Source organism: Spartinivicinus poritis (genome assembly GCF_028858535.1).
Classification (GTDB): Bacteria; Pseudomonadota; Gammaproteobacteria; order Pseudomonadales; family Zooshikellaceae; genus Spartinivicinus; species Spartinivicinus poritis.
In genome coordinates this window covers 254,902-274,005 of sequence record NZ_JAPMOU010000003.1, presented here as the reverse complement: position 1 = coordinate 274,005, position 19,104 = coordinate 254,902, and the positions used below count along the sequence as shown (strand labels likewise).

20 protein-coding genes are annotated in these 19,104 nt (G+C 43.2%); 12 read left to right on the top strand and 8 right to left on the bottom strand.

The genetic code is table 11. The features are described from left to right. Positions 1-43: 43 nt before the first annotated feature. On the top strand, positions 44-502 hold the full coding sequence (locus ORQ98_RS04235; RefSeq protein WP_274687535.1) for a DoxX family protein: 459 nt from the start codon (positions 44-46) through the stop codon (positions 500-502). A 94-nt stretch (positions 503-596) separates the two neighbouring features. On the opposite strand, the gene ORQ98_RS04230 is transcribed toward ORQ98_RS04235, so the two are convergent. Beyond that, the gene (locus ORQ98_RS04230) at positions 597-1,781 is read right to left on the bottom strand and encodes a hypothetical protein (RefSeq protein ID WP_274687534.1); all 1,185 of its coding nucleotides are present in this window, start codon (positions 1,779-1,781) and stop codon (positions 597-599) included. A 174-nt stretch (positions 1,782-1,955) separates the two neighbouring features. Between ORQ98_RS04230 and ORQ98_RS04225 the strand changes: the two genes are divergently transcribed. Beyond that, positions 1,956-2,765, top strand: a complete 810-nt coding sequence (locus tag ORQ98_RS04225; protein WP_274687533.1) for a substrate-binding periplasmic protein — start codon at positions 1,956-1,958, stop codon at positions 2,763-2,765. A gap of 66 nt (positions 2,766-2,831) precedes the next feature. Continuing rightward, positions 2,832-3,302, top strand: a complete 471-nt coding sequence (locus tag ORQ98_RS04220) for a hypothetical protein (RefSeq protein ID WP_274687532.1) — start codon at positions 2,832-2,834, stop codon at positions 3,300-3,302. Between the two features lie 101 nt (positions 3,303-3,403). Here ORQ98_RS04220 and fabB read toward each other — a convergent pair whose 3' ends face one another. Both fabB and fabA read right to left on the bottom strand, forming a co-directional pair. Beyond that, the gene (fabB, locus tag ORQ98_RS04215) at positions 3,404-4,618 is read right to left on the bottom strand and encodes a beta-ketoacyl-ACP synthase I (RefSeq protein ID WP_274687531.1); all 1,215 of its coding nucleotides are present in this window, start codon (positions 4,616-4,618) and stop codon (positions 3,404-3,406) included. 12 nt (positions 4,619-4,630) lie between these two features. Beyond that, complete coding sequence (fabA, locus tag ORQ98_RS04210) at positions 4,631-5,146, bottom strand: 3-hydroxyacyl-[acyl-carrier-protein] dehydratase FabA (RefSeq protein WP_274687530.1); 516 nt, start codon at positions 5,144-5,146, stop codon at positions 4,631-4,633. Between the two features lie 774 nt (positions 5,147-5,920). On the opposite strand from fabA, the gene ORQ98_RS04205 reads away from it, so the two are divergent. The 6 genes from ORQ98_RS04205 (at position 5,921) to ORQ98_RS04180 (ending at position 10,657) form a co-directional block, all read left to right on the top strand. Continuing rightward, on the top strand, positions 5,921-6,946 hold the full coding sequence (locus ORQ98_RS04205; RefSeq protein WP_274687529.1) for an NAD(P)H-dependent glycerol-3-phosphate dehydrogenase: 1,026 nt from the start codon (positions 5,921-5,923) through the stop codon (positions 6,944-6,946). Next, positions 6,947-7,297, top strand: a complete 351-nt coding sequence (locus ORQ98_RS04200) for a DUF4389 domain-containing protein (RefSeq protein WP_274687528.1) — start codon at positions 6,947-6,949, stop codon at positions 7,295-7,297. Positions 7,298-7,332: 35 nt separating this feature from the next. Further along, on the top strand, positions 7,333-7,818 hold the full coding sequence (sixA, locus tag ORQ98_RS04195; protein WP_274687527.1) for a phosphohistidine phosphatase SixA: 486 nt from the start codon (positions 7,333-7,335) through the stop codon (positions 7,816-7,818). A 132-nt stretch (positions 7,819-7,950) separates the two neighbouring features. Next, on the top strand, positions 7,951-8,748 hold the full coding sequence (locus ORQ98_RS04190) for an alpha/beta fold hydrolase (RefSeq protein WP_274687526.1): 798 nt from the start codon (positions 7,951-7,953) through the stop codon (positions 8,746-8,748). After that, positions 8,708-9,607 carry an alpha/beta hydrolase gene (locus ORQ98_RS04185; RefSeq protein WP_274687525.1) on the top strand — a complete coding sequence of 300 codons (900 nt, stop codon included), beginning with the start codon at positions 8,708-8,710 and terminating at the stop codon, positions 9,605-9,607. Before ORQ98_RS04190 ends, ORQ98_RS04185 begins: the two co-directional genes overlap by 41 nt. 33 nt (positions 9,608-9,640) lie before the next feature. Further along, positions 9,641-10,657 (top strand): patatin-like phospholipase family protein, encoded by a 1,017-nt coding sequence (locus tag ORQ98_RS04180; protein WP_274687524.1) that lies wholly within the window; start codon positions 9,641-9,643, stop codon positions 10,655-10,657. A 179-nt stretch (positions 10,658-10,836) separates the two neighbouring features. Here ORQ98_RS04180 and folE read toward each other — a convergent pair whose 3' ends face one another. Both folE and ORQ98_RS04170 read right to left on the bottom strand, forming a co-directional pair. Beyond that, entirely contained in the window at positions 10,837-11,379 is a 543-nt protein-coding gene (folE, locus tag ORQ98_RS04175) for a GTP cyclohydrolase I FolE (RefSeq protein WP_274687523.1), read from the bottom strand. A 42-nt stretch (positions 11,380-11,421) separates the two neighbouring features. Beyond that, positions 11,422-12,039 carry a Smr/MutS family protein gene (locus ORQ98_RS04170; RefSeq protein WP_274687522.1) on the bottom strand — a complete coding sequence of 206 codons (618 nt, stop codon included), beginning with the start codon at positions 12,037-12,039 and terminating at the stop codon, positions 11,422-11,424. A gap of 103 nt (positions 12,040-12,142) precedes the next feature. On the opposite strand from ORQ98_RS04170, the gene prmB reads away from it, so the two are divergent. Continuing rightward, positions 12,143-13,078: a 50S ribosomal protein L3 N(5)-glutamine methyltransferase gene (gene prmB, locus ORQ98_RS04165; protein WP_274687521.1), complete on the top strand. Its 936-nt coding sequence runs from the start codon at positions 12,143-12,145 to the stop codon at positions 13,076-13,078. A 208-nt stretch (positions 13,079-13,286) separates the two neighbouring features. Next, on the top strand, positions 13,287-14,384 hold the full coding sequence (gene aroC / locus ORQ98_RS04160) for a chorismate synthase (protein ID WP_274687520.1): 1,098 nt from the start codon (positions 13,287-13,289) through the stop codon (positions 14,382-14,384). 95 nt (positions 14,385-14,479) lie between these two features. Here the strand turns inward: aroC and ORQ98_RS04155 are convergent, their stop codons facing one another. The 3 genes from ORQ98_RS04155 to ORQ98_RS04145 form a co-directional block, all read right to left on the bottom strand. Further along, the gene (locus tag ORQ98_RS04155; RefSeq protein ID WP_274687519.1) at positions 14,480-15,502 is read right to left on the bottom strand and encodes a sphingomyelin phosphodiesterase; all 1,023 of its coding nucleotides are present in this window, start codon (positions 15,500-15,502) and stop codon (positions 14,480-14,482) included. A gap of 429 nt (positions 15,503-15,931) precedes the next feature. Beyond that, a complete protein-coding gene (locus tag ORQ98_RS04150; RefSeq protein WP_274687518.1) occupies positions 15,932-16,438 on the bottom strand; it encodes a SixA phosphatase family protein in 507 nt (168 codons plus the stop codon). Between the two features lie 3 nt (positions 16,439-16,441). Next, a complete protein-coding gene (locus ORQ98_RS04145) occupies positions 16,442-17,317 on the bottom strand; it encodes a LysR family transcriptional regulator (protein ID WP_274687517.1) in 876 nt (291 codons plus the stop codon). A 358-nt stretch (positions 17,318-17,675) separates the two neighbouring features. Here ORQ98_RS04145 and leuC point away from each other — a divergent pair, with 358 nt between their 5' ends. Then, positions 17,676-19,097 carry a 3-isopropylmalate dehydratase large subunit gene (gene leuC / locus ORQ98_RS04140; RefSeq protein ID WP_274687516.1) on the top strand — a complete coding sequence of 474 codons (1,422 nt, stop codon included), beginning with the start codon at positions 17,676-17,678 and terminating at the stop codon, positions 19,095-19,097. The last annotated feature ends 7 nt before the right edge of the window (positions 19,098-19,104 follow it).

Sequence of the window (19,104 nt, the reverse complement as noted above, 5' to 3'; positions counted from 1 at the left end):
TATAGGAAGTAACAAATAGAGGCTTTGTTGGAGAGGTTAAGTTATGTGGCAAAATATTTTAAAAGGCTGGCAGCAGCTGACTTGTATATCAAATGTATGGTTCGCGCCGGTTGTTGATTTAATCATGCGTATCTATGTTGGTTTGGTATTCTGGCGCTCAGGTGATACCAAGTTGGATAGCTGGGATACGACGCTATTGCTGTTTGAGCACGAATATAATGTGCCAGTTATCTCTCATACTATAGCCGCCTACATGGCAACAGCTGCTGAGCTGGGTTTATCTGTGCTGCTTATTGTTGGGTTGGGTACCCGCTTTGCCGCAGCAGGATTATTTTTAATGACACTGGTTATTGAGTTATTCGTATTTCCCTATGGATCGGAAGGCCACTCAACCGATCACTATTTCTGGCTGATGATACTAGGCAGCTTATGGATAAGGGGTGGTGGCGCTATTTCGGTTGATTATTTTTTATGGAAAAAATGGAAGCAGGGGATAGTTTAATAAGAGTTAGCTTAAAATAAAAAAAACCGGCTGAAAGCCGGTTTTTTGTTTTAAGGTTTACGTAGCTATATAGGTTGCTAAGGCTTTTTTGCATTTATGATGGTATTTTTTGTTTGGCTTTAGGCTTTTTATTTTTCTTATTAATGTAATCCAGCTCCTGTTGATAGCGGCTCTTCATTATTATCATTTCGTTAGGAAAGAGACCTTCCAAGGATAAAATAAACTCTTTTAAGTATCGGTCGCTTTTCATGCGGTTTAAGTAATTATAAGTTTCGTAGGAGGTAATTACGTCTCGACCGGCATTGATATTGTTAATCAGTTTCAATGCAGCTGCCTTTTCATTCTCTTTGACGTTATTATTATTTGATCGATTATAATCAATCATATGAAGAATAAGTCGCACTGCATAAGGGGTGCCATAGTCTGGTAGTAAATTGAGTGCTTGATGGTAGGCATAAACGGCTCTTTCTTTGTATAGGGGCGAGTGGCTTTTTTCATAAAGTGACATATCTGCTATTGCAATATTGACCCAAGTGTAATAGGAAAAATTAAAGTCTTTTTCGAATTCGGTTTGCAGTTTGTGTACCTCTAGCCATCTTTCAGCATTAACTAAGACTTTTACATAGCTATCTAAAAACTTGGGAAAAAAGTGTTTGTCTTTTGTCTCTAATGCTCTGTTTACCAGGCTTTTAAACTGTTTAGCGGCTGTTGAGTAACTGATTTTTTTTGCTTTTATGTTTTTCAATATTTTTTCGACTTCAATTTCTAATGCTGATTTTTGTAAGCTGAGCAGTTGTGACTTGATATTTTCAAACTCTTTATTGGTAGCTGTTTTCGCTGTCTCTTGCACTGTGCTGATGACTTTGGGAAAGATATTTTCTTGGGCGCGGTGTAACGCTTTGTATTGTTCATTTAGAGTATCAAGCTTATAGCTTAAACGGTCTTCTAATGGTTGAATGGATTTTTTAATATAGTCATCCATATTTTCTTCCACTTCCTTTTTTATGTCTTCTTTTACTTCTGTGATAAGTTTAGGTATTTGGTTGATTCCAAAAAAAGATAGCACGACAATTGTAATGCCAATCCAATTACGCCAGGTTGAAATTCGTCCATGCAGCTGATCGCTTACATCTTTAGTAATTTTTGAAACAGTAATGCTTTCGAATTCTTCTTTAGGAATTCGATAATAAGAGTGGTCGATATCATCAATCAGTTTAGAGACTTCCTCCTTTAGTCGCTCAACATCCTGTTTGGTTTCTTCATCACTTTCTTCTGTCATTTGTTATTATAGATTTTATCAATGGATTGTAAGGTGTAACGCTTATTAAGGTAAAAGTAGCAGTATCGCTTCAAATAGCAATCGACTAGAGTGTAGAGTTGCTCTATAGAAATCAATCACGGGGTGAACTTGCTTGACTATAATGGATTACATGATTATAGCAAGGTGAAGAAAATGCTTAGGTTAATCTTATTATGGTTTGTCATAGTGGCTACTGCTGGTTTTCTGCAGCAGGCAAGTGCGCAGCAGGAGTTCCTCATTGTCGGTGAGGAGTGGCCTCCTTTCGAGTTTAAAGATGGAGAAGAGGTGGTAGGTATTGATGTAGATATTGTCACCCATATTTTTAAGGAGATGAATATCCCCGTAACCTTTAAAATGCTGCCATGGAAGCGTGCTTGGAGTATGGTGGAAGAGGGAAAAGCAGATGCTGTTTTCTCGACGAGCTTTAAGGAAAAAAGGGTGCCTTATCTAATTTATCCTAAAGAACATATGTGGATGAGTGAGTTTGTATTTTTCAATAATGCCGCTAATCGACTGAGCCAATTTGAAGGCTATAAAACCGTTGTGGAAAAGGATCTAAAAGTAGGAATTATCAACGGTAATTCTTATCATCCCAGCTTTTGGCAAGCGTTTCCTTATCAGGATGGCTCTACTGAGTACAATGAAGACAAAATATCGCAATTAAATAAGCAATTAAAAGGGGCCGTTGATATAAAAGTCAATTTTAAAAAGCTTGCTTCTAATAGAATTGATGTATTTGCTGCAGACAAGGTGATTGGGCAATTTACAGCAAAATTACTGGGGCTTAATAAGAAAATTAGTTTTTATGATGTGGCTCTGTACTCAAAGCCTTACCCCATGCCATTTGTGAAAAAATCCAAGTATCCCAATATTGAAAAAGTGGCAATGGAGTTTGAGAAGCGATTGAAGGCATTAAAAACCAGTGGTCAATATCAGGTGATTATGGATAAGTGGTTGAAGTAACTTAACAAGTAGAGTTTACGTTATAATGTTGCCACTTGTATTGGTTGATAAGTGATATATTGAGTTATGCGTTGGTGTTTAGTAGGGTTTTTTAGTAGTTGCTTGAGTGTGGCGGCTGCTGCAGAGCAGCAAGTGTATGTGGTTGGTAAATTTCAATTGCAGGGAACCAGTTATGCTCAGGCGGCTTTTTTGAGTAGTAAAAAAATGAAGGATTATGCGGCTTGTGAAGAAGAGTTGGAGAAAGGTCGAAGAGGGCAGTGGGATAAAGTGTATCATGTGCTAAGACCAGTACGGGGGGCTAGTTATACCGCAGATTATCGTTGTGCGATGAGTGATTATCAGTTTAGTCACTGGCGGGGAACAGGTGGCCGGATGCGCTACGTTTATTTAGTGGATGTAACAGATAATCAGTTGGTTGCCACTGAATATAGCTCGCTTGGTAAGTGTGCAAAAGCGCTAAGAGAGGCAAAAGCAAAACTGTCGTCTTTTGCGTTTTGTGGACAGTCTAGTCAGCAGGTATTAACAGCTAAAAAATAAGCAATAATCTGGCTGTAGCCTATTTAAGCAGGCAATAAAAAAGGCAAACCCAATAGGTTTGCCTTTTTAGTATTAACCGGTAGTTAATTATTTTTCACTGTTTACTTTTCATAGCGACGCAAAATAAGCGAGGCATTAGTGCCGCCAAAGCCAAAGCTATTGGACATCACCGTATTTAACGTGGCTGCCTCTGCTTTAGTGACTAATGGCAAGCCGTTAACCCCTTCATCGGGAGTTTCGACATTAGCAGAGCCTGTAATGAAGTTATTTTCCATCATCAACAAGCTATAAATGGCTTCATGGACACCAGCAGCACCTAATGAGTGACCAGATAAAGATTTAGTGGAGCTAAACTTAGGTAGTTGATCACCAAATACGGTTTTCATACCGTTAACTTCGGTGATATCGCCTACTGGAGTACTGGTACCGTGTACGTTAATGTAATCAATTGGCGTATCAACGGTAGCTAATGCTTGTTGCATACAACGAATGGCGCCTTCTCCTGATGGAGCAACCATGTCATAGCCGTCAGATGTTGCACCATAGCCAACCACTTCAGCATAAATTTTGGCACCACGGGCCAAGGCATGCTCAAGCTCTTCAACCACGACCATACCGCCACCACCTGCAATAACAAAACCATCGCGACTGGCATCATAAGGGCGTGATGCTTTTTCTGGTGTTGCATTATATTTAGTTGAAAGGGCACCCATGGCATCAAATAAGGCAGTTTGAGACCAGTGCTCTTCTTCACCACCGCCAGCAAAGACAATGTCTTGCTTGCCCATCTGGATTTGCTCAACCGCATTACCAATACAGTGAGCACTGGTAGCACAAGCGGAGGTAATTGAGTAGTTGATACCTTTAATTTTGAAAGGGGTAGCCAAGCAGGCAGAAACGGTTGAACCCATGGTTCTAGGGACTCGGTAGGGACCGACTCGCTTTATGCCTTTTTCACGTAAAATATCAGCTGCTTCAACGATATTTTCAGAAGATGCTCCGCCTGAACCTGCAATTAATCCAGTACGGTGGTTGGATACTTGCTCTTCAGATAAACCTGCATCTTCGATGGCTTGTTTCATTGCTAAATAAGCATAAGCAGCTGCTTTACCCATAAAGCGGATTTGTTTTCTATCAATATGAGCACTTAGGTCAAGATCTACACTGCCAGAAACATGACTGCGAAAGCCCATCTCTTCGTATGCAGGGTTGAATTTAATACCTGAGCGACCTTCTTTTAAAGACTTAAGGACCGCTTCTTTATCATTACCTAAACAAGATGTAATGCCTAAGCCAGTAATCACTACTCGTTTCATGTTTTGCTAGCCTTAAAATGAGTCAGTGGATGTAAACAAGCCTACTCGCAAAGTGTCGGCTGTGTAAATTTGTTCACCATCAACGCTTACACTACCGTCAGCGATACCAAGAATCAATTTACGAGAAATAACCCGCTTCAGATTAATATGGTAAGTCACTTTTTTATGGGTGGGTAAAATTTGGCCAGTAAACTTGACTTCACCGCTGCCAAGCGCTCTGCCACGACCTGGAAAACCTTTCCAACCTAAGAAAAAACCCACCAGCTGCCACATGGCATCTAACCCTAAGCAACCGGGCATGACGGGATCACCTGGGAAATGGCAGGAAAAAAACCATAAGTCGGGATTAATGTCGAGTTCGGCAATAATTTCACCCTTGCCATAGGCGCCACCGACTTCATCAATATGGGTGATTCGATCAATCATCAGCATATTGGGGGTTGGTAATTGTGCATTACCCGGACCGAATAATTCGCCACGGCCACATTGGAGTAGTTCTTCACGGGTAAAAGCATGTTTACGGGTCATTCGCTATACCTAAGCTAAGTTCAATACAACAACAATGTTTATTTGGGGTTATCTGGCAATAAGTTAGGCTAATCCACGGGGCTTAAAGGGTAGTTTAAGTGGGATGGTTAACTCAAATAATGATATGCATATTGTAGGGGAGTCACTATTCATCATTTTCCTCATGGGGTGCCAGTATATCACTAAATGCCTATGGAATTAATGGGGTTTGCAACTTTTTAATCTAACTAAAACACAATTAATGATTCTGACATCATGATTATCTTGGTTTAGCCAGGCCATTGGTTGTCACATATATTACTTATTATAAGCTGTATATTTGATCATTTTTTAACATTCAGCACGATTAAGTTGTGACAGCAAATAGTCTTTCATAATGAATAAGTCGTTTCTACCTGTAATGAATAGTGATTTGGGGCTGCAATTTATAATAATTATCCAGTTAGCGCCAGATTGGAATGAAAACAGCTGTTTTAATTTTTGTTGCAGATGCTTGATAAATAATCAATTGTCTATATAGAGCCTGAAGGAAGTAAGTTGAGTAGAGAGGGTCGGCAGGGGAAACAGAGGTCTTATTTATGAAGCTAGCATGGGTTTCGCTAGTTGGATTACGGCACTTGCTAGGCAAGGTGGAGTGGAGAAAAATGGACGATAGGTGATTAACTACTTCTTGTATGTTGGCCTTGCTAAAAAGCAGGCCTCAACTGTGTTATGCTTGAGATATTTTCAAGCGGTATAAAGAAGCCCTAACGAAAGCGCTAAAGAGAACGGCAGATGAAGCGAATACTTGCAGTATTAGGTGGTGGTAGTTTTGGTACTGCCATTGCAAATATCCTGTGTCATAACGGTCATCAGGTCAAGTTGTGGTTGCGTGATCAACAATTAGCCGATCATATTAATCATCAACATGTGAATAATCGTTATTTTCCTGATTACCCATTACACCCTGCGCTAATTGCGACGACAGATCCTGTTCAAACAGTGGCAGATGCTGAACTGGTGTTTATTGCAACGCCTAGTAAAGCATTTCGTAACACTATTCATCCAATTCAGCAACAACTGGCGGGTAAGTACATTGTCAGTACTACCAAAGGTATTGAGGCTGACAGCTTTATGTTGATGAGCCAAATTCTTCAGCAGGAAATTCCCACCGCGCGGGTCGGTGTGTTGAGTGGACCTAACCTGGCAAAAGAAATCATGGCAAAGGGCCTAACGGCGACAGTAATTGCCAGTGCAGATAACGAGCTACGTCAGTTGGTTCAGTCAGTATTACATTGCGACTATTTTCGGGTGTATGGTAATGACGACATGTTTGGGGTAGAGCTAGGTGGAGCGTTGAAAAATATTTATGCCATTGTGGCAGGTATGGCCGAAGCAATGGGAATGGGGGCGAATACCAAAAGCATGTTGATTACCCGGGCGTTGGCTGAAATGAGTCGATTTGCTGTGAACATGGGGGCAAATCCCATGACCTTTATTGGCTTGGCTGGAGTAGGCGATTTAATAGTGACTTGTATGTCGCCACTCAGTCGAAATTTTCAGGTGGGTATGGCATTAGGTCAGGGCAAATCATTGGAAGAGGCGGAAACCGCATTAGGCCAAGTAGCAGAAGGTGTCAATACGCTACAGTTGGTGAAGGATAAAGCGGATCAAGTAGGGGTTTATATGCCACTGGTGTCGGGTCTTTATGAGGTGGTGGTGATGAAGCAACCGGTTGAAAAAGTGGTTCGTAGCTTAATGCTGGGCGAGCAAAAGACAGATGTTGACTTTAGTGTCACAGAACTATTAGCGAGGCAATAAATGGATCAATCGGTAAAACAGAATATTAAGTCAGACTCTCAATGGCTACGGGTGTTGTTTATCGTACTTTATGGGATAGCCTATCAAGTAGCAGAGTTGGTAGTGCTATTTGTAGTGATAATTCAAATACTATTTGCACTGTTTACCGGCGAGCCCAACCAAAAGCTGATCCAGTTTGCTGATGGTGTTAATCGGTTTATCTTGCAAATTCTGCAGTTTATTACTTACAAAACCGATGAGAAGCCTTTTCCTTTTCAGGATTGGCCGGAGCTTTCAGCTGAATTAGAGCAGCCTTCAGCTCATTTAAAACAACCTTTAGTTGATAGCGAAAAGCCAGCCGCTGATAGATAGCAGAACAACTGGTAGGCAGAACTGATATATAAATAATGATACAACTATTGATTATGCGGCATGGTGATGCCGTCATGACTTTGCCTGATGACGAAAGAGCATTGACTCCGCAAGGAGTACAACAAGTACAACAACAGGCAAGTCAGTTGTTGCAGACACAGTTTATTCCAGATCAAATTATCGCCAGCCCTTTGCAACGTGCTCAGCAAACCGCGGAACTAGTGGCACAAGCAATAGCGCCAGAGGTTAGGGTAAACACACTGGACTCGTTAACCCCAAATGACTCTCCTCAGGTTGTACTACAAACACTTGATGCAAAAGCAAAATCGGGTGAACTCATGCTCGACACAGGCTGTTTATTAGTGGTGAGTCATTTGCCGCTCGTGGCTGTATTGACCAGCTTACTGGTTGAGGGACATCAGCAGCGCACTTTTACTTATATGACAGCTGATGTAGTGGCCCTTGAAGCTGAAGTGATAGCTGCTGGGTGTTGTCGCTTGCTCAAACAGCTTCGGGTGTAGTACCTATTGCAGTGTTAAGATGTAGCTTTAGTGAGGGATATAGCACTAGTGAGTCAAAAATAGATAAAGCAAGCTTGATTTGTAGTAAGCTAACATGTGTTTTAAATGATTGTATGTTAGCGGAGCAGCATTTTGACTCCTATTCACTTTTCTCATGCGAATGGTTTCCCTGGTGAAACCTATCAAGCGTTATTTCAAGCACTAGAACAACTAGGTTTTAGTGTTGGTTATTTGTCTTTGCATGGCCATAACCCACGCTTTCCTGTTGCCGATAACTGGCTGGGGCTGGTGGATGAGCTAATTGAAACCATCAAGCAACGCCATCAGCGGCCAGTGATAGCGGTTGGCCACTCATTAGGTGGGGTGTTATCTGCTTTTGCTGCAGAGCAACAGCCCCACTTATTTAAGGCAGTGATTTTATTAGACTCACCGGTATTAACCGCCCTGGACTGCTCAATCGTTAATCTGGCAAAACGGCTGGGGCTGATTGATAAGATTACGCCGGCGGGGCGAACCAAAGGTAGAAAAAGTCTTTGGCTGAACAGGGAAGAAGCCAAGCAGTATTTTACAGAGCGGTCTTTATTTGCCCAGTTTACAGAGCAGTGCCTGGATGATTATGTTGAACATGGGTTGGTTGATCATAATACAGGTGTTACCTTAAGGTACGACCCTGAAATAGAAGTCTCTATCTATCGGACTATTCCCCATATTAAGCTCAGCAAACACTATAAAGTGCCAACCGCGTTGCTTTATGGAAAACAAAGCGATGTCATAAGACGACATCAAGTGTCTATGATGCGTCGGCAGCGAAATTTTTACGTACGTGAAGTGGCAGGTAGCCACATGTTTCCCTTGGAAGACCCTACTGGCACAGCAGGACAAATCATTCATGCAATACAACAGCTCAGGCCTGGTATCCCCGTTAATTGAGGCGACGCTAAATTCAGCACGACCGATAACCATAAAACACCAAGGACAGACTTGGGCAGGGTTAGCATGGGGGCCAGCCGATAAAGCGCCTTGGCTGGCTTTTCATGGCTGGTTGGATAATGCAGCCAGTTTTGCCCAGTTAGCCACCCAGCTACCAGACCAGCATATTATTGCCGTGGATTTAACTGGGCATGGCAAGAGCCATTTCAGAACGGGAGAAGGTGCCTATTTATTGTGGGATTATGTGGCTGATATTCGCTCTATATTAACGGGGTTGAATATTGAGCAGGCCTCATTAATGGGACACTCATTAGGTGCTATTGTCTCAGCTATGTATGCAGGCTGTTACCCGGAAAAAGTAACGCGGCTAATCTTATTAGATGGGCTGATCCCATTTACCTGCCGTGATGAAGATACACCTCAACAGTTGCGTAAAACCCTAGAGCAAGAGCCTATTTTAGTAAAATCAAGCCGTAGCTATGAATCGATCAGGCAAGCGGTAAAAGTAAGACAGTTGCAAGGCAAATTATCTTTTGAAGCAGCCTGGCTGTTAACCGCTTATGGACTTGAGCCGGTGACAGGGGGAAGTTATCGCTGGCGTTATGATTCCCGTTTAAAATTACCTTCACGTTGGCGCTTAACAGAAAAGCAAGCGGGTGCTTTTATTCAGGCAATTCAGGCTAAACTTTTATTACTGGTGGCAGAACAAGGGCTATTTCCCGATAAGCTACAACAATGTGCTAATCACTGGCTGGCTGAAGCAGCCTGTATAGTGGTTCCAGGTCATCATCATTTTCATCTAGAGCAGGAAACCGTAGGAAAAATTGCTGATGAAGTCCGTCACTGGTTGAGTGAATAACAACAGCTATCTTATGAAACAATGTAAACCCCTATGAGTAGTAGTAGACAAGAAATCGTTACCATCGCTAATACGCAAAAAACTGTTTCTTTAGTGTTGGGTAGTGGTGGAGCAAGAGGTTATGCCCATATTGGTGTAATAGAAGAATTGACCAGTCGAGGTTATCAGATTCAATGTATCGCTGGCTGTTCAATGGGGGCATTAGTGGGTGGTATTTATGCCGCTGGCAAATTGCCTGATTTTGAAGCCTGGGTAAGTGAGTTAAATACGCTTGATGTGGTGAGGTTGCTGGATTTGCGCTTAAAAGGTCAGGGGGCTTTAAAAGGCAATAAGGTATTTGATGTATTGCGGGACATGGTGGGTGACTGCACCATTGAATCACTGCCCATTCTTTATACGGCAGTTGCTACCGACTTAGAAGCACAACGTGAGGTGTGGTTTCAGTCTGGCCCCTTGCTTGAAGCTATACGTGCTTCCATTGCCATACCCAGTATTTTTACTCCCGTTCGCATTGGATCGCGACTGTTTGTCGATGGTGGCGTATTAAACCCGTTGCCTATTGCCCCGACGGTATCTGCCCATAGTGACTTAATTGTTGCAGTTGACTTAAGCGCTGCTGATAATGAGCTTGATCTGCCCACTAATAAACAGGTAGTGGTTCAGCCCCAGGCACCTACCGCACTTGACCGCTGGTTTGCCCAGTTAAAGTTGCGTACTCAAGGGTTTCGTGAATCGCGTAAAGATGAGTTTACCAGTGTAGTAGAAGGGGCTGATGAGCCAGTGTTAAAGCGGGGTATGTTGGATATTATTAATGAATCGCTAGAAACCATGCAGGGTGCATTAACCCGCTATAAACTGGCTGCACACCCACCGGATATTTTAATTGGTATTCCCAAAAGTATTTGCCGTTTTTATGAGTTTCATAAAGGGCCAGAGTTAATTCAAATGGGACAGGTGATTGCTAGGGATGCGCTGGATCGGTTTGAAGCTCATCAACGGGAAAATGGTGGGAAGAATAATGGAAATGGCTGCAAAGTGGTGATTCGGTAGTTAGGGGGAGGTAAAACTACACTGCTAGTGCCTTCTTCTTCTGTTGGCGTCGCGAAAGTTATATTTAGCGCCCTCTCCCTCTGGGAGAGGGCTGGGGAGAAGGGACTTGATTTATAGTAGTTTTGCGACACCCTCTTATCAAAAGGGGGAATAGCTTTTGCGAAAATATTTCGTCTTACTTAATCTTTAATCAGCGATAAAAACTCAAAGCGGGTATTTTCACTTTTTCTGAATTGTCCCAGCATCACAGATGTTTTCATCACAGAGTTTTGTTTTTCAACGCCTCGCATCATCATACACATATGCTTGGCTTCAATTACCACGGCAACCCCTTTGGCATTAGTCACTTGCGCGATGGTTTCGGCAATTTGCCGGGTCATGTTTTCTTGAATTTGCAGGCGGCGGGCAAACATATCAACAATGCGGGCAACTTTAGATAAACCTAAGACGTTGCCCGTTGGTAAGTAGGCGACATGGCACTTGCCAATAAAAGGCAACAGGTGATGTTCACAAAGAGAATAAAGCTCGATGTCTTTTACTAACACCATTTCATCGTTATCAGAAGGAAACAATGCGTTATTAACGACTTCTTCAAGACTTTGTTGATAGCCGCGAGTTAAAAACTGCATTGCTTTGGCAGCACGCGCTGGAGTGTCTTTTAAACCGGGGCGGCTGACATCTTCGCCAATGGCTTCGATAATTTTACTAAATGCCTGTTCCATGATGTAACCTTGCCTAAATTTGAAGGCATACCCTACGTTAAGCTAACTAGCGGGTAAAGTGTTTTTTTGGCTTTTACGGCCTCCTCTTTTTTTAAGGAGAACGAACATTGAACCATTGCCACCCGCATGAGCAGGGGTGGTACAAAAAGCAATTACATTGGGTAACTGCCTGAGCCAGGTATTCAGGTAGCTTTTTAAAGTAGGACGTTTACCAAAGTTGCGATGGGATTTACCATGAATGACTTTGACACAACGATAGCCTTGCCGCTGGCAAAACTGCAAAAACTCAACGACAAGCTTGCGGGCTTCATCAATACGATAGCCGTGTAAGTCGAGCTGATAGTCAACTGAAAACTTACCTTGCTTCAATTGTTGAAAGTGACCAAGCTGGATACCTGGCTGGTAATACTCTACCTTTTCCTCTGGCCCAATTAATGGCACATAACCCTCAGACAAGCCATCTACAGCGACGCCATTGGTGTCGATGGTTGCTGCTTGCTGTTTAGCTTGCTGAGTATCTGAAGGTTCTGGTAGTGCTGAGGGAATAGCGACAGTAGCTGGCTGAAAAACAATATCTACATCATGCACCGCTGCCAAAAACTCTGCAATTTCATTGGCTGGTAAAGAAGGGGCTGAGGGATTTTTCGGCTGCTTTGGCATACTGCTTTAATACAAGATATCTAAATTGCGCTACAATAGCGGCTCTAATGCTTTCGCTCAAGGCTACCTTTTAAAATAGATCATTTTTTGCTGGAGTATTTTTGTGCAGCTACAACAAGCCCCATCGTTTCAAGGGTTATCTACCATCCGAGATTTTATCCGCTGGGCCTATAGCCGTTTTAATCAGGCCGATTTGTTTTATGGTCATGGTGCAGATAACAGTTGGGATGAAGCTGTGCATTTGGTGCTACAAAGTTTGGCACTGCCATGGGATATAGAGCAGCCACTATTTGACTGTCATTTAACCGATGATGAAAAGCAGCATGTCGCTTCTTTAATTCACCAGCGAATTGAGCAGCGAACTCCAACAGCCTATTTGGTTAATCAGGCTTGGTTTTGTGGGCTACCTTTTTATGTCGATGAGCGGGTATTGGTGCCGCGCTCACCCATCGCTGAATTAATTAACAATCAGTTTCGCCCTTGGCTGGTCGCTAACTCTGTTGATCGAGTGCTGGATTTATGTGCAGGCAGTGGCTGTATTGGTATTGCCAGTGCCTATGCGTTTCCAGACGCGCAAGTGGATATAGTGGATATTTCAACAGATGCACTACAGGTGGCGACCGTTAATGTTGACCAGCATGAGTTAAACCATCGGGTATCATTGGTGCAATCTGATTTATATCAAGCATTATCTCAGCAGCGTTATCAACTGATCGTGAGCAACCCCCCTTATGTGGATGCTGAAGATATGGCAGATATGCCTGCTGAATTCCATCATGAGCCAGCATTAGGGTTAGAAGCGGGTGCCGATGGGTTAGACTTAGCCAAACACATTTTAGCAAAAGCGGCTGATTATTTAACGGATGATGGGCTATTAGTGGTAGAAGTGGGTAACAGCCAGTGGGCGTTAGAAGAACAGTTTCCACAGGTGCCGTTTACCTGGGTGGAGTTTGAACAGGGTGGGCATGGTGTTTTTGTATTAAGTGCTGCAGACTGCAAGCAGTATCAGCCAGTATTTCAAGCTATCCTGCCCGAATGACTTTTAAGGTTTGTTGTCGTCACTCCTCGCCCCAATTACCTATTATGCATAGGCTCATGGGGCCTCGTTGCTTGACGGCCCAGCTAGCGCTCTTTAAAACAGTTAGTGTTGCTATCGCTAACCTTGCAGTAGCAGGTTAGCTCCCTAAAAGCCACTCGCTTTGGCTATGTTTATTTTAGTTAATAAGAAGGCAGTTTAGGTATAAAAAATGTCAGGAAACACATTTGGTAAGTTATTTACGGTTACTACCTTTGGTGAAAGTCATGGCCCTGCTTTGGGCTGTATAGTTGATGGTTGTCCTCCAGGGCTGCCAATCAGTGAAGCCGATTTGCAATTGGAACTGGATCGCCGTAAGCCGGGTACGTCTAAATTTACTACTCAGCGTCGGGAGCCCGATCAGGTAAAAATTCTATCGGGGGTGTTTGAGGGTAAAACCACAGGCACGCCGATTGGGCTGGTGATTGAAAATACCGATCAGCGTTCAAAAGACTATTCCAATATTAAAGATCAATTTCGCCCTGGCCATGCAGACTATACCTATACCCAAAAATATGGCTTTCGTGATTACCGGGGGGGTGGTCGCTCGTCTGCCAGAGAAACAGCCATGCGAGTTGCTGCGGGGGCTATTGCCAAAAAATACCTGGCCCAGCAAGGGGTTATTGTTCAGGGCTACTTATCTCAATTAGGTCCAATTGCGCTGAATTGTGTGGATATGAGTGGGGTTAACCAAAACCCGTTTTTTTCCGCTGACCCTGACAAAATCCCTCAGCTTGAAGACTATATGCAAGCGCTAAGAAAGTCGGGGGATTCCATCGGTGCAGAAGTCACTGTAATGGCGTCAGGGTTAATTCCCGGTTTAGGGGAACCTATTTTCGACCGGCTAGATGCGGATATTGCCCATGCTTTAATGAGTATTAATGCCGTTAAAGGGGTGGAAATAGGTGATGGCTTTGCCGTGGTCAATCAAAAAGGCACTGAACATCGGGATGAAATAACCCCAGAAGGCTTTTTATCAAATCATGCGGGTGGCGTATTGGGCGGTATTTCCACTGGGCAAACCATTGTAGCCCGGATGGCTTTAAAACCGACGTCCAGCTTGCATTTGCCTGGGAAAAGTGTCGATATTCATGGTCAACCCATTGAAGTCGTGACCAAAGGGCGTCATGACCCTTGTGTTGGTATCCGAGCGACACCCATTGCTGAAGCTATGTTGGCGCTGGTATTAATGGATCACTGGCTGCGCCATCGGGCTCAAAATGCCGATGTTGTATCGCCAACGCCGGTAATTTCTGGAGAGATTAAATAATAAGACGTTTTGTGTGTATTTGAATTTATTTTACAAAAAAAGCCACCCTTATTATAAGGTGGCTTTTTTGCTGAAAGTGATTATTAAAAGCTTCATTAAAAGTGAAAAGTGCTAACAACAGGGTAATGGTCTGATAGGTCGCTATAGTAACCATTACTGTAAATACCATGTCCCCAGCTACCTCTTAAATAGCTCCAGTACCAGCTTTGGTTAGACTTTAATGGGATGACTTCCATATTGGTGGTGCTACGAGGCTGCCGATAGTCGTTATGACTCATCACATAATCTAAGGTGTCATTGTAAAACAGACTGAACCCACTGGAATAAGCATTGGCTTTTGCTACCCAGTTGGTGCTGGAAGAAAAAGAGCCATAGTTTGATTGAGTATAATTAAGTTGACATTGGCAAGCTGCCTTCATCTCATTGACATGGTGGGACTTACTAAATTCTACATTTAGATCCCCGGCAATAATTACTGGCTGGTATGCAGGTACCCGCAATGTATTTTTAATCCAGCTATTCATTTCTTTTAGTTGATTCATGCGATAAGTATGGGCATCTGGTGCATCATTTTCATCGGCTTGTAAATGGGTACCAACCACATTATATGTCATGCCATTTTTATTAATTTTAACTAACGCAGCGCCTTTATTAGCCCAATAGTCCCAGGTTTTAGAATGGGAGGTTCGATAGACATAAGCATGTTGCTCCGTAATTGGATAGCGACTCATAATGAATACGCCGCCTCTAATCACAACGACACCATTGGAGCAATTGCCATTCAAGGAATTCCAACCATAGCCAGAGCAATTTTGTCCGACTACCGGGGTGCTATAGGGGTATAGGTCTGCTAAATGAGAGGTAATGGTTGAATAAGCACTATCAGTAAACGCTTCATTAAAAATAATGACATCAGGTAAGTTGCTTAATTGTCGAATAGCATTGGGTGTATGTTGAAGCCGATTACTTTGGTCCCAGTCTTGATAACCTAATTGCATGATATTAAAAGTCATCACTCGAAGTGAGTTGGCAGCACTGGAAACGGAGGAAAATAAAAGAGAAAGTGGTACTAATAAAACAAAAAAAGCAATGCGCTTTTTAATATTAAATAAAGCCATGGTACACCTTCAAACCAGTTGTATTATTTATTTAATTAAGTGCGCACTGTGAAGGTTAGATACTATACAGATCACTTTTTTGTGTAAACGTACCTCTCATATTGGTTTGGAATAAATAAAATGAATCCCATTAGGTCGGGTTGTTATTTATTCGGTTTTCGTTGTTTGCTGTATTTTTTCGCGAAAAACAATATAAAAAAGTCAGGGTTTGGTGTTGCATCAAAGGGTTAGCGTTATTTGATTGAACGTGCTATTAAAGAGTTTTTAGTGTTATCCAAAAGTTTGTGGTCTTTACTAACCAAAGATAGATGCCAGCGACACAACTGATATTTCACTTTTTCAGCCTCTATCTTTGGTTATTTGGTTATTTGGTTATTTTTAGGCTGGCTTTCACTCCCCAATAGACATTATTCAAAATTAATGAAGCATTCAAATAAGCTCTACTAGCACCTCTTTGGGTTTTAAACAGTCCATTACCTCTCCGCATTTTTTAGTGATTTCTTGCCAGTTTTTAATATTACAGCGAATACGAGTAACACAGCAGGTGGGAATCATTTCGCTGAATTTGGGATCTAGGGCTTCAATGGTTTCTTCAATGCCGGGGTTATGGCCAATAATCATTAATCGCTGGCAAGCAGCAGGTGCTTGTTTAATGGCATTAAAAATGGCTTTTACTGAGGCATCATAAAGTGATGGGTACCAGTCAATCTGGTCGGGGGGAATAGCTAACGCAGGTAATAATAATTCGGCGGTGGCTTTGGTTCGGGCTGCTGGGCTGGCAAATACACGATCAGGCTGCCAATGTTTGTCGGCTAATAGTTGCCCCATTAATGGCGCGGTTTTTTTACCCCGTTTATTTAAAGGTCGATCAAAGTCAGCCAGTGAGTCATCTTTCCAACTGGATTTGGCATGACGTACTAGTAATAATTCCTTCATTTATTATGTTCCTTTAGCTGCTTGTAATAGATCGATAAATGCTTTGGCCGCGTTAGATAGTGTTCGTTCTGGGTGATGAATATAGCCCAGCTGCCGGCTAATAGGCAGGGTGTTAATGGGCAGTACTCTCAGATTCTCATCTACCATTGCTTGCGGCAATACACTCCAGGCCAGTCCCACCGCAACCATCATTTTAATGGTCTCTAAATAGTTAGTGGCCATGGCAATGTTTAGGTTTAAACCCGCTTCGTTAAATAATGATTTCACGATATGGTGAGTGAAAGTATTACTGCCAGGAAAAATTGCACTGTAATTAATGAGATCCTTTAGTTCTAGTTGAGTTTCGCTGGCCAACGGGTGGTCAGATGCAGCAACAAACACCAATGGGTCATCCCAAATTTGTTCTGAAGTGACATTTGTGGTGGGGGTAGGAGCCAAGGTAATAACTGCTAGCTCTACTTGCCCTTGCTGAATACCCTCGTAGGCCCATTCAGAGTCAATAAAGTTAATATCCAAAGCAACATCCGTGAACTGACTGGTAAATTGCTTTAGCAACGGGGGTAGGCGGTGCAGGCCAATATGGTGGCTGGTGGCCAGGGTCAGGGTGCCTGAGATGCTGCCGGTTAAGTTTTGAATCTCGCGTTGTGTATCTGCAATGGTGCTGATTATCTGATAAGCCTTGGGTAATAACGCTTTTCCTGCTTCTGTCAGGCTAATTGTGCGGCCAACGCGGTCAAATAATTTAGCATCGAGCATTTGTTCAAGCACAGCAATACGTTTGCTCACTGCTGGCTGAGTGAGGTGCAGTTTTTCTGCGGCAACTGAAAATGAGCCGGTTTCAGCAACAGCAAGAAATGCATTTAGGGAGTGTGTATCCATAGGTTGTTAAATAAGTGACTGAGTGTGAAGAAACAGTGTATTCCAAATTTTTATAGACTATCTAAAAATTATTAATTTGTTTTATTTGACTGCTAAGCCTAGCATATAACAGGTATATGAAAAGCATTCAGGGTATGTAAGCCCTAAAAGTAAGTCAGTATGGGGCAACAGACCATTCTTCACCGCTCTTGAAGTGCCATTCCAGGCCCATCAAGCGCTAAAAAGGCATCCCTGCCTTAGTGACAGAATACCCTGTTACCCCATTGCAAAAAATCAAACTTGCCCGATGTAAATGCAGTGAAATTAAAGCAAGACAATTACAAAAATACCCTGATGGCTCTGATGAGGATAACGAAAAATGACTGCTAAAACCCTATACGACAAGTTGTGGGAGATGCATTTGGTGGCTGAACAAGATGATGGTTCAGCGCTGATATACATTGACCGCCATTTATTACACGAAGTGACCTCGCCTCAGGCTTTTGAAGGACTCAGGTTGGCTGGCCGTCTGCCCTGGCGACGAGATGCTAACCTGGCGACCCCAGATCACAATGTACCTACGACAGTTGCAGAACGCCAAGCAGGGATTGATGGCATTCTCGATCCAGTATCAAAAATTCAGGTGAAAACCCTGGATGACAACTGCCAGTCATTTGGTATTACCGAGTTTGCCATGAAAGATCGCCGCCAAGGCATTGTTCATGTGGTGGGGCCAGAACAGGGGGCAACACTGCCTGGGATGACGGTGGTTTGTGGTGACTCTCATACCTCCACCCACGGGGCTTTTGGAGCTTTGGCTCATGGAATTGGTACTTCAGAAGTAGAGCATGTATTGGCCACTCAGTGTTTAGTGGCGAAAAAAATGAAAAACATGCTGGTGAAGGTTGAGGGCAAGCTGTCTCCTTTTGTTACGGCGAAAGATATCGTGCTGGCCATTATCGGTGAGATTGGTACCGCAGGTGGTACAGGCTATGCTATCGAGTTTGGTGGGTCTGCGATTCGCTCGTTATCAATGGAAGGGCGGATGACCATTTGTAATATGGCCATTGAAGCAGGGGCTCGGGCAGGTATAGTTGCTGTCGACCAAACCACTATCGATTACGTAAAAGGCCGGCCATTTGCCCCTAGCGCTGAGCAATGGGAACAAGCCATAGCCTGCTGGCGACAGTTGGTGTCTGATGATGAAGCTCATTTCGACAAGGTGGTAGAGCTAGCGGCAGCAGAGATTCAACCACAAGTCACTTGGGGTACATCACCGGAAATGGTGGCGCCAGTTGTCAGTCGTGTCCCTGATCCAAAAGATGAAACAGACCCTACCCGCAAAGAAGGTATTCAGCGCGCCCTGGAATACATGGGGTTAACCGCAGGAATGCCAATCACTGATATCAAGCTGGACCGTGTGTTTATTGGTTCTTGCACTAACTCGCGTATTGAAGATTTACGAGAAGCCGCCAAAGTTGTTCAAGGTAAAAAAGTCGCTGCCAATGTGAAGCAGGCAATGGTGGTGCCTGGGTCTGGGCTGGTGAAAGCGCAAGCTGAGCAGGAAGGATTAGATAAAGTTTTTATTGAAGCTGGTTTGGAATGGCGTGAACCAGGTTGTTCAATGTGCTTAGCCATGAATGCCGACAAGCTGGGCCGTGGTGAACATTGTGCATCGACTTCAAATCGTAACTTTGAAGGCAGGCAAGGGTTTGGTGGGCGTACTCATTTGGTGAGCCCTGCAATGGCTGCCGCTGCGGCTATTTATGGCCATTTTGTTGATATCAGAGCGATTGACTAAGGAGTAA

Coding starts and splice junctions, on each gene's coding strand:
- sixA (WP_274687527.1), top strand. CDS start 7,333: ATGATACAACTATTGATTATGCGGCATGGTGATGCCGTCATGACTTTG.
- ORQ98_RS04200 (WP_274687528.1), top strand. CDS start 6,947: ATGGATCAATCGGTAAAACAGAATATTAAGTCAGACTCTCAATGGCTA.
- fabA (WP_274687530.1), bottom strand. CDS start 5,146: ATGACCCGTAAACATGCTTTTACCCGTGAAGAACTACTCCAATGTGGC.
- folE (WP_274687523.1), bottom strand. CDS start 11,379: ATGGAACAGGCATTTAGTAAAATTATCGAAGCCATTGGCGAAGATGTC.
- ORQ98_RS04155 (WP_274687519.1), bottom strand. CDS start 15,502: ATGGCTTTATTTAATATTAAAAAGCGCATTGCTTTTTTTGTTTTATTA.
- aroC (WP_274687520.1), top strand. CDS start 13,287: ATGTCAGGAAACACATTTGGTAAGTTATTTACGGTTACTACCTTTGGT.
- ORQ98_RS04220 (WP_274687532.1), top strand. CDS start 2,832: ATGCGTTGGTGTTTAGTAGGGTTTTTTAGTAGTTGCTTGAGTGTGGCG.
- ORQ98_RS04225 (WP_274687533.1), top strand. CDS start 1,956: ATGCTTAGGTTAATCTTATTATGGTTTGTCATAGTGGCTACTGCTGGT.
- fabB (WP_274687531.1), bottom strand. CDS start 4,618: ATGAAACGAGTAGTGATTACTGGCTTAGGCATTACATCTTGTTTAGGT.
- ORQ98_RS04150 (WP_274687518.1), bottom strand. CDS start 16,438: ATGAAGGAATTATTACTAGTACGTCATGCCAAATCCAGTTGGAAAGAT.
- ORQ98_RS04180 (WP_274687524.1), top strand. CDS start 9,641: ATGAGTAGTAGTAGACAAGAAATCGTTACCATCGCTAATACGCAAAAA.
- ORQ98_RS04205 (WP_274687529.1), top strand. CDS start 5,921: ATGAAGCGAATACTTGCAGTATTAGGTGGTGGTAGTTTTGGTACTGCC.
- ORQ98_RS04185 (WP_274687525.1), top strand. CDS start 8,708: ATGCAATACAACAGCTCAGGCCTGGTATCCCCGTTAATTGAGGCGACG.
- ORQ98_RS04235 (WP_274687535.1), top strand. CDS start 44: ATGTGGCAAAATATTTTAAAAGGCTGGCAGCAGCTGACTTGTATATCA.
- ORQ98_RS04145 (WP_274687517.1), bottom strand. CDS start 17,317: ATGGATACACACTCCCTAAATGCATTTCTTGCTGTTGCTGAAACCGGC.
- leuC (WP_274687516.1), top strand. CDS start 17,676: ATGACTGCTAAAACCCTATACGACAAGTTGTGGGAGATGCATTTGGTG.
- ORQ98_RS04230 (WP_274687534.1), bottom strand. CDS start 1,781: ATGACAGAAGAAAGTGATGAAGAAACCAAACAGGATGTTGAGCGACTA.
- ORQ98_RS04170 (WP_274687522.1), bottom strand. CDS start 12,039: ATGCCAAAGCAGCCGAAAAATCCCTCAGCCCCTTCTTTACCAGCCAAT.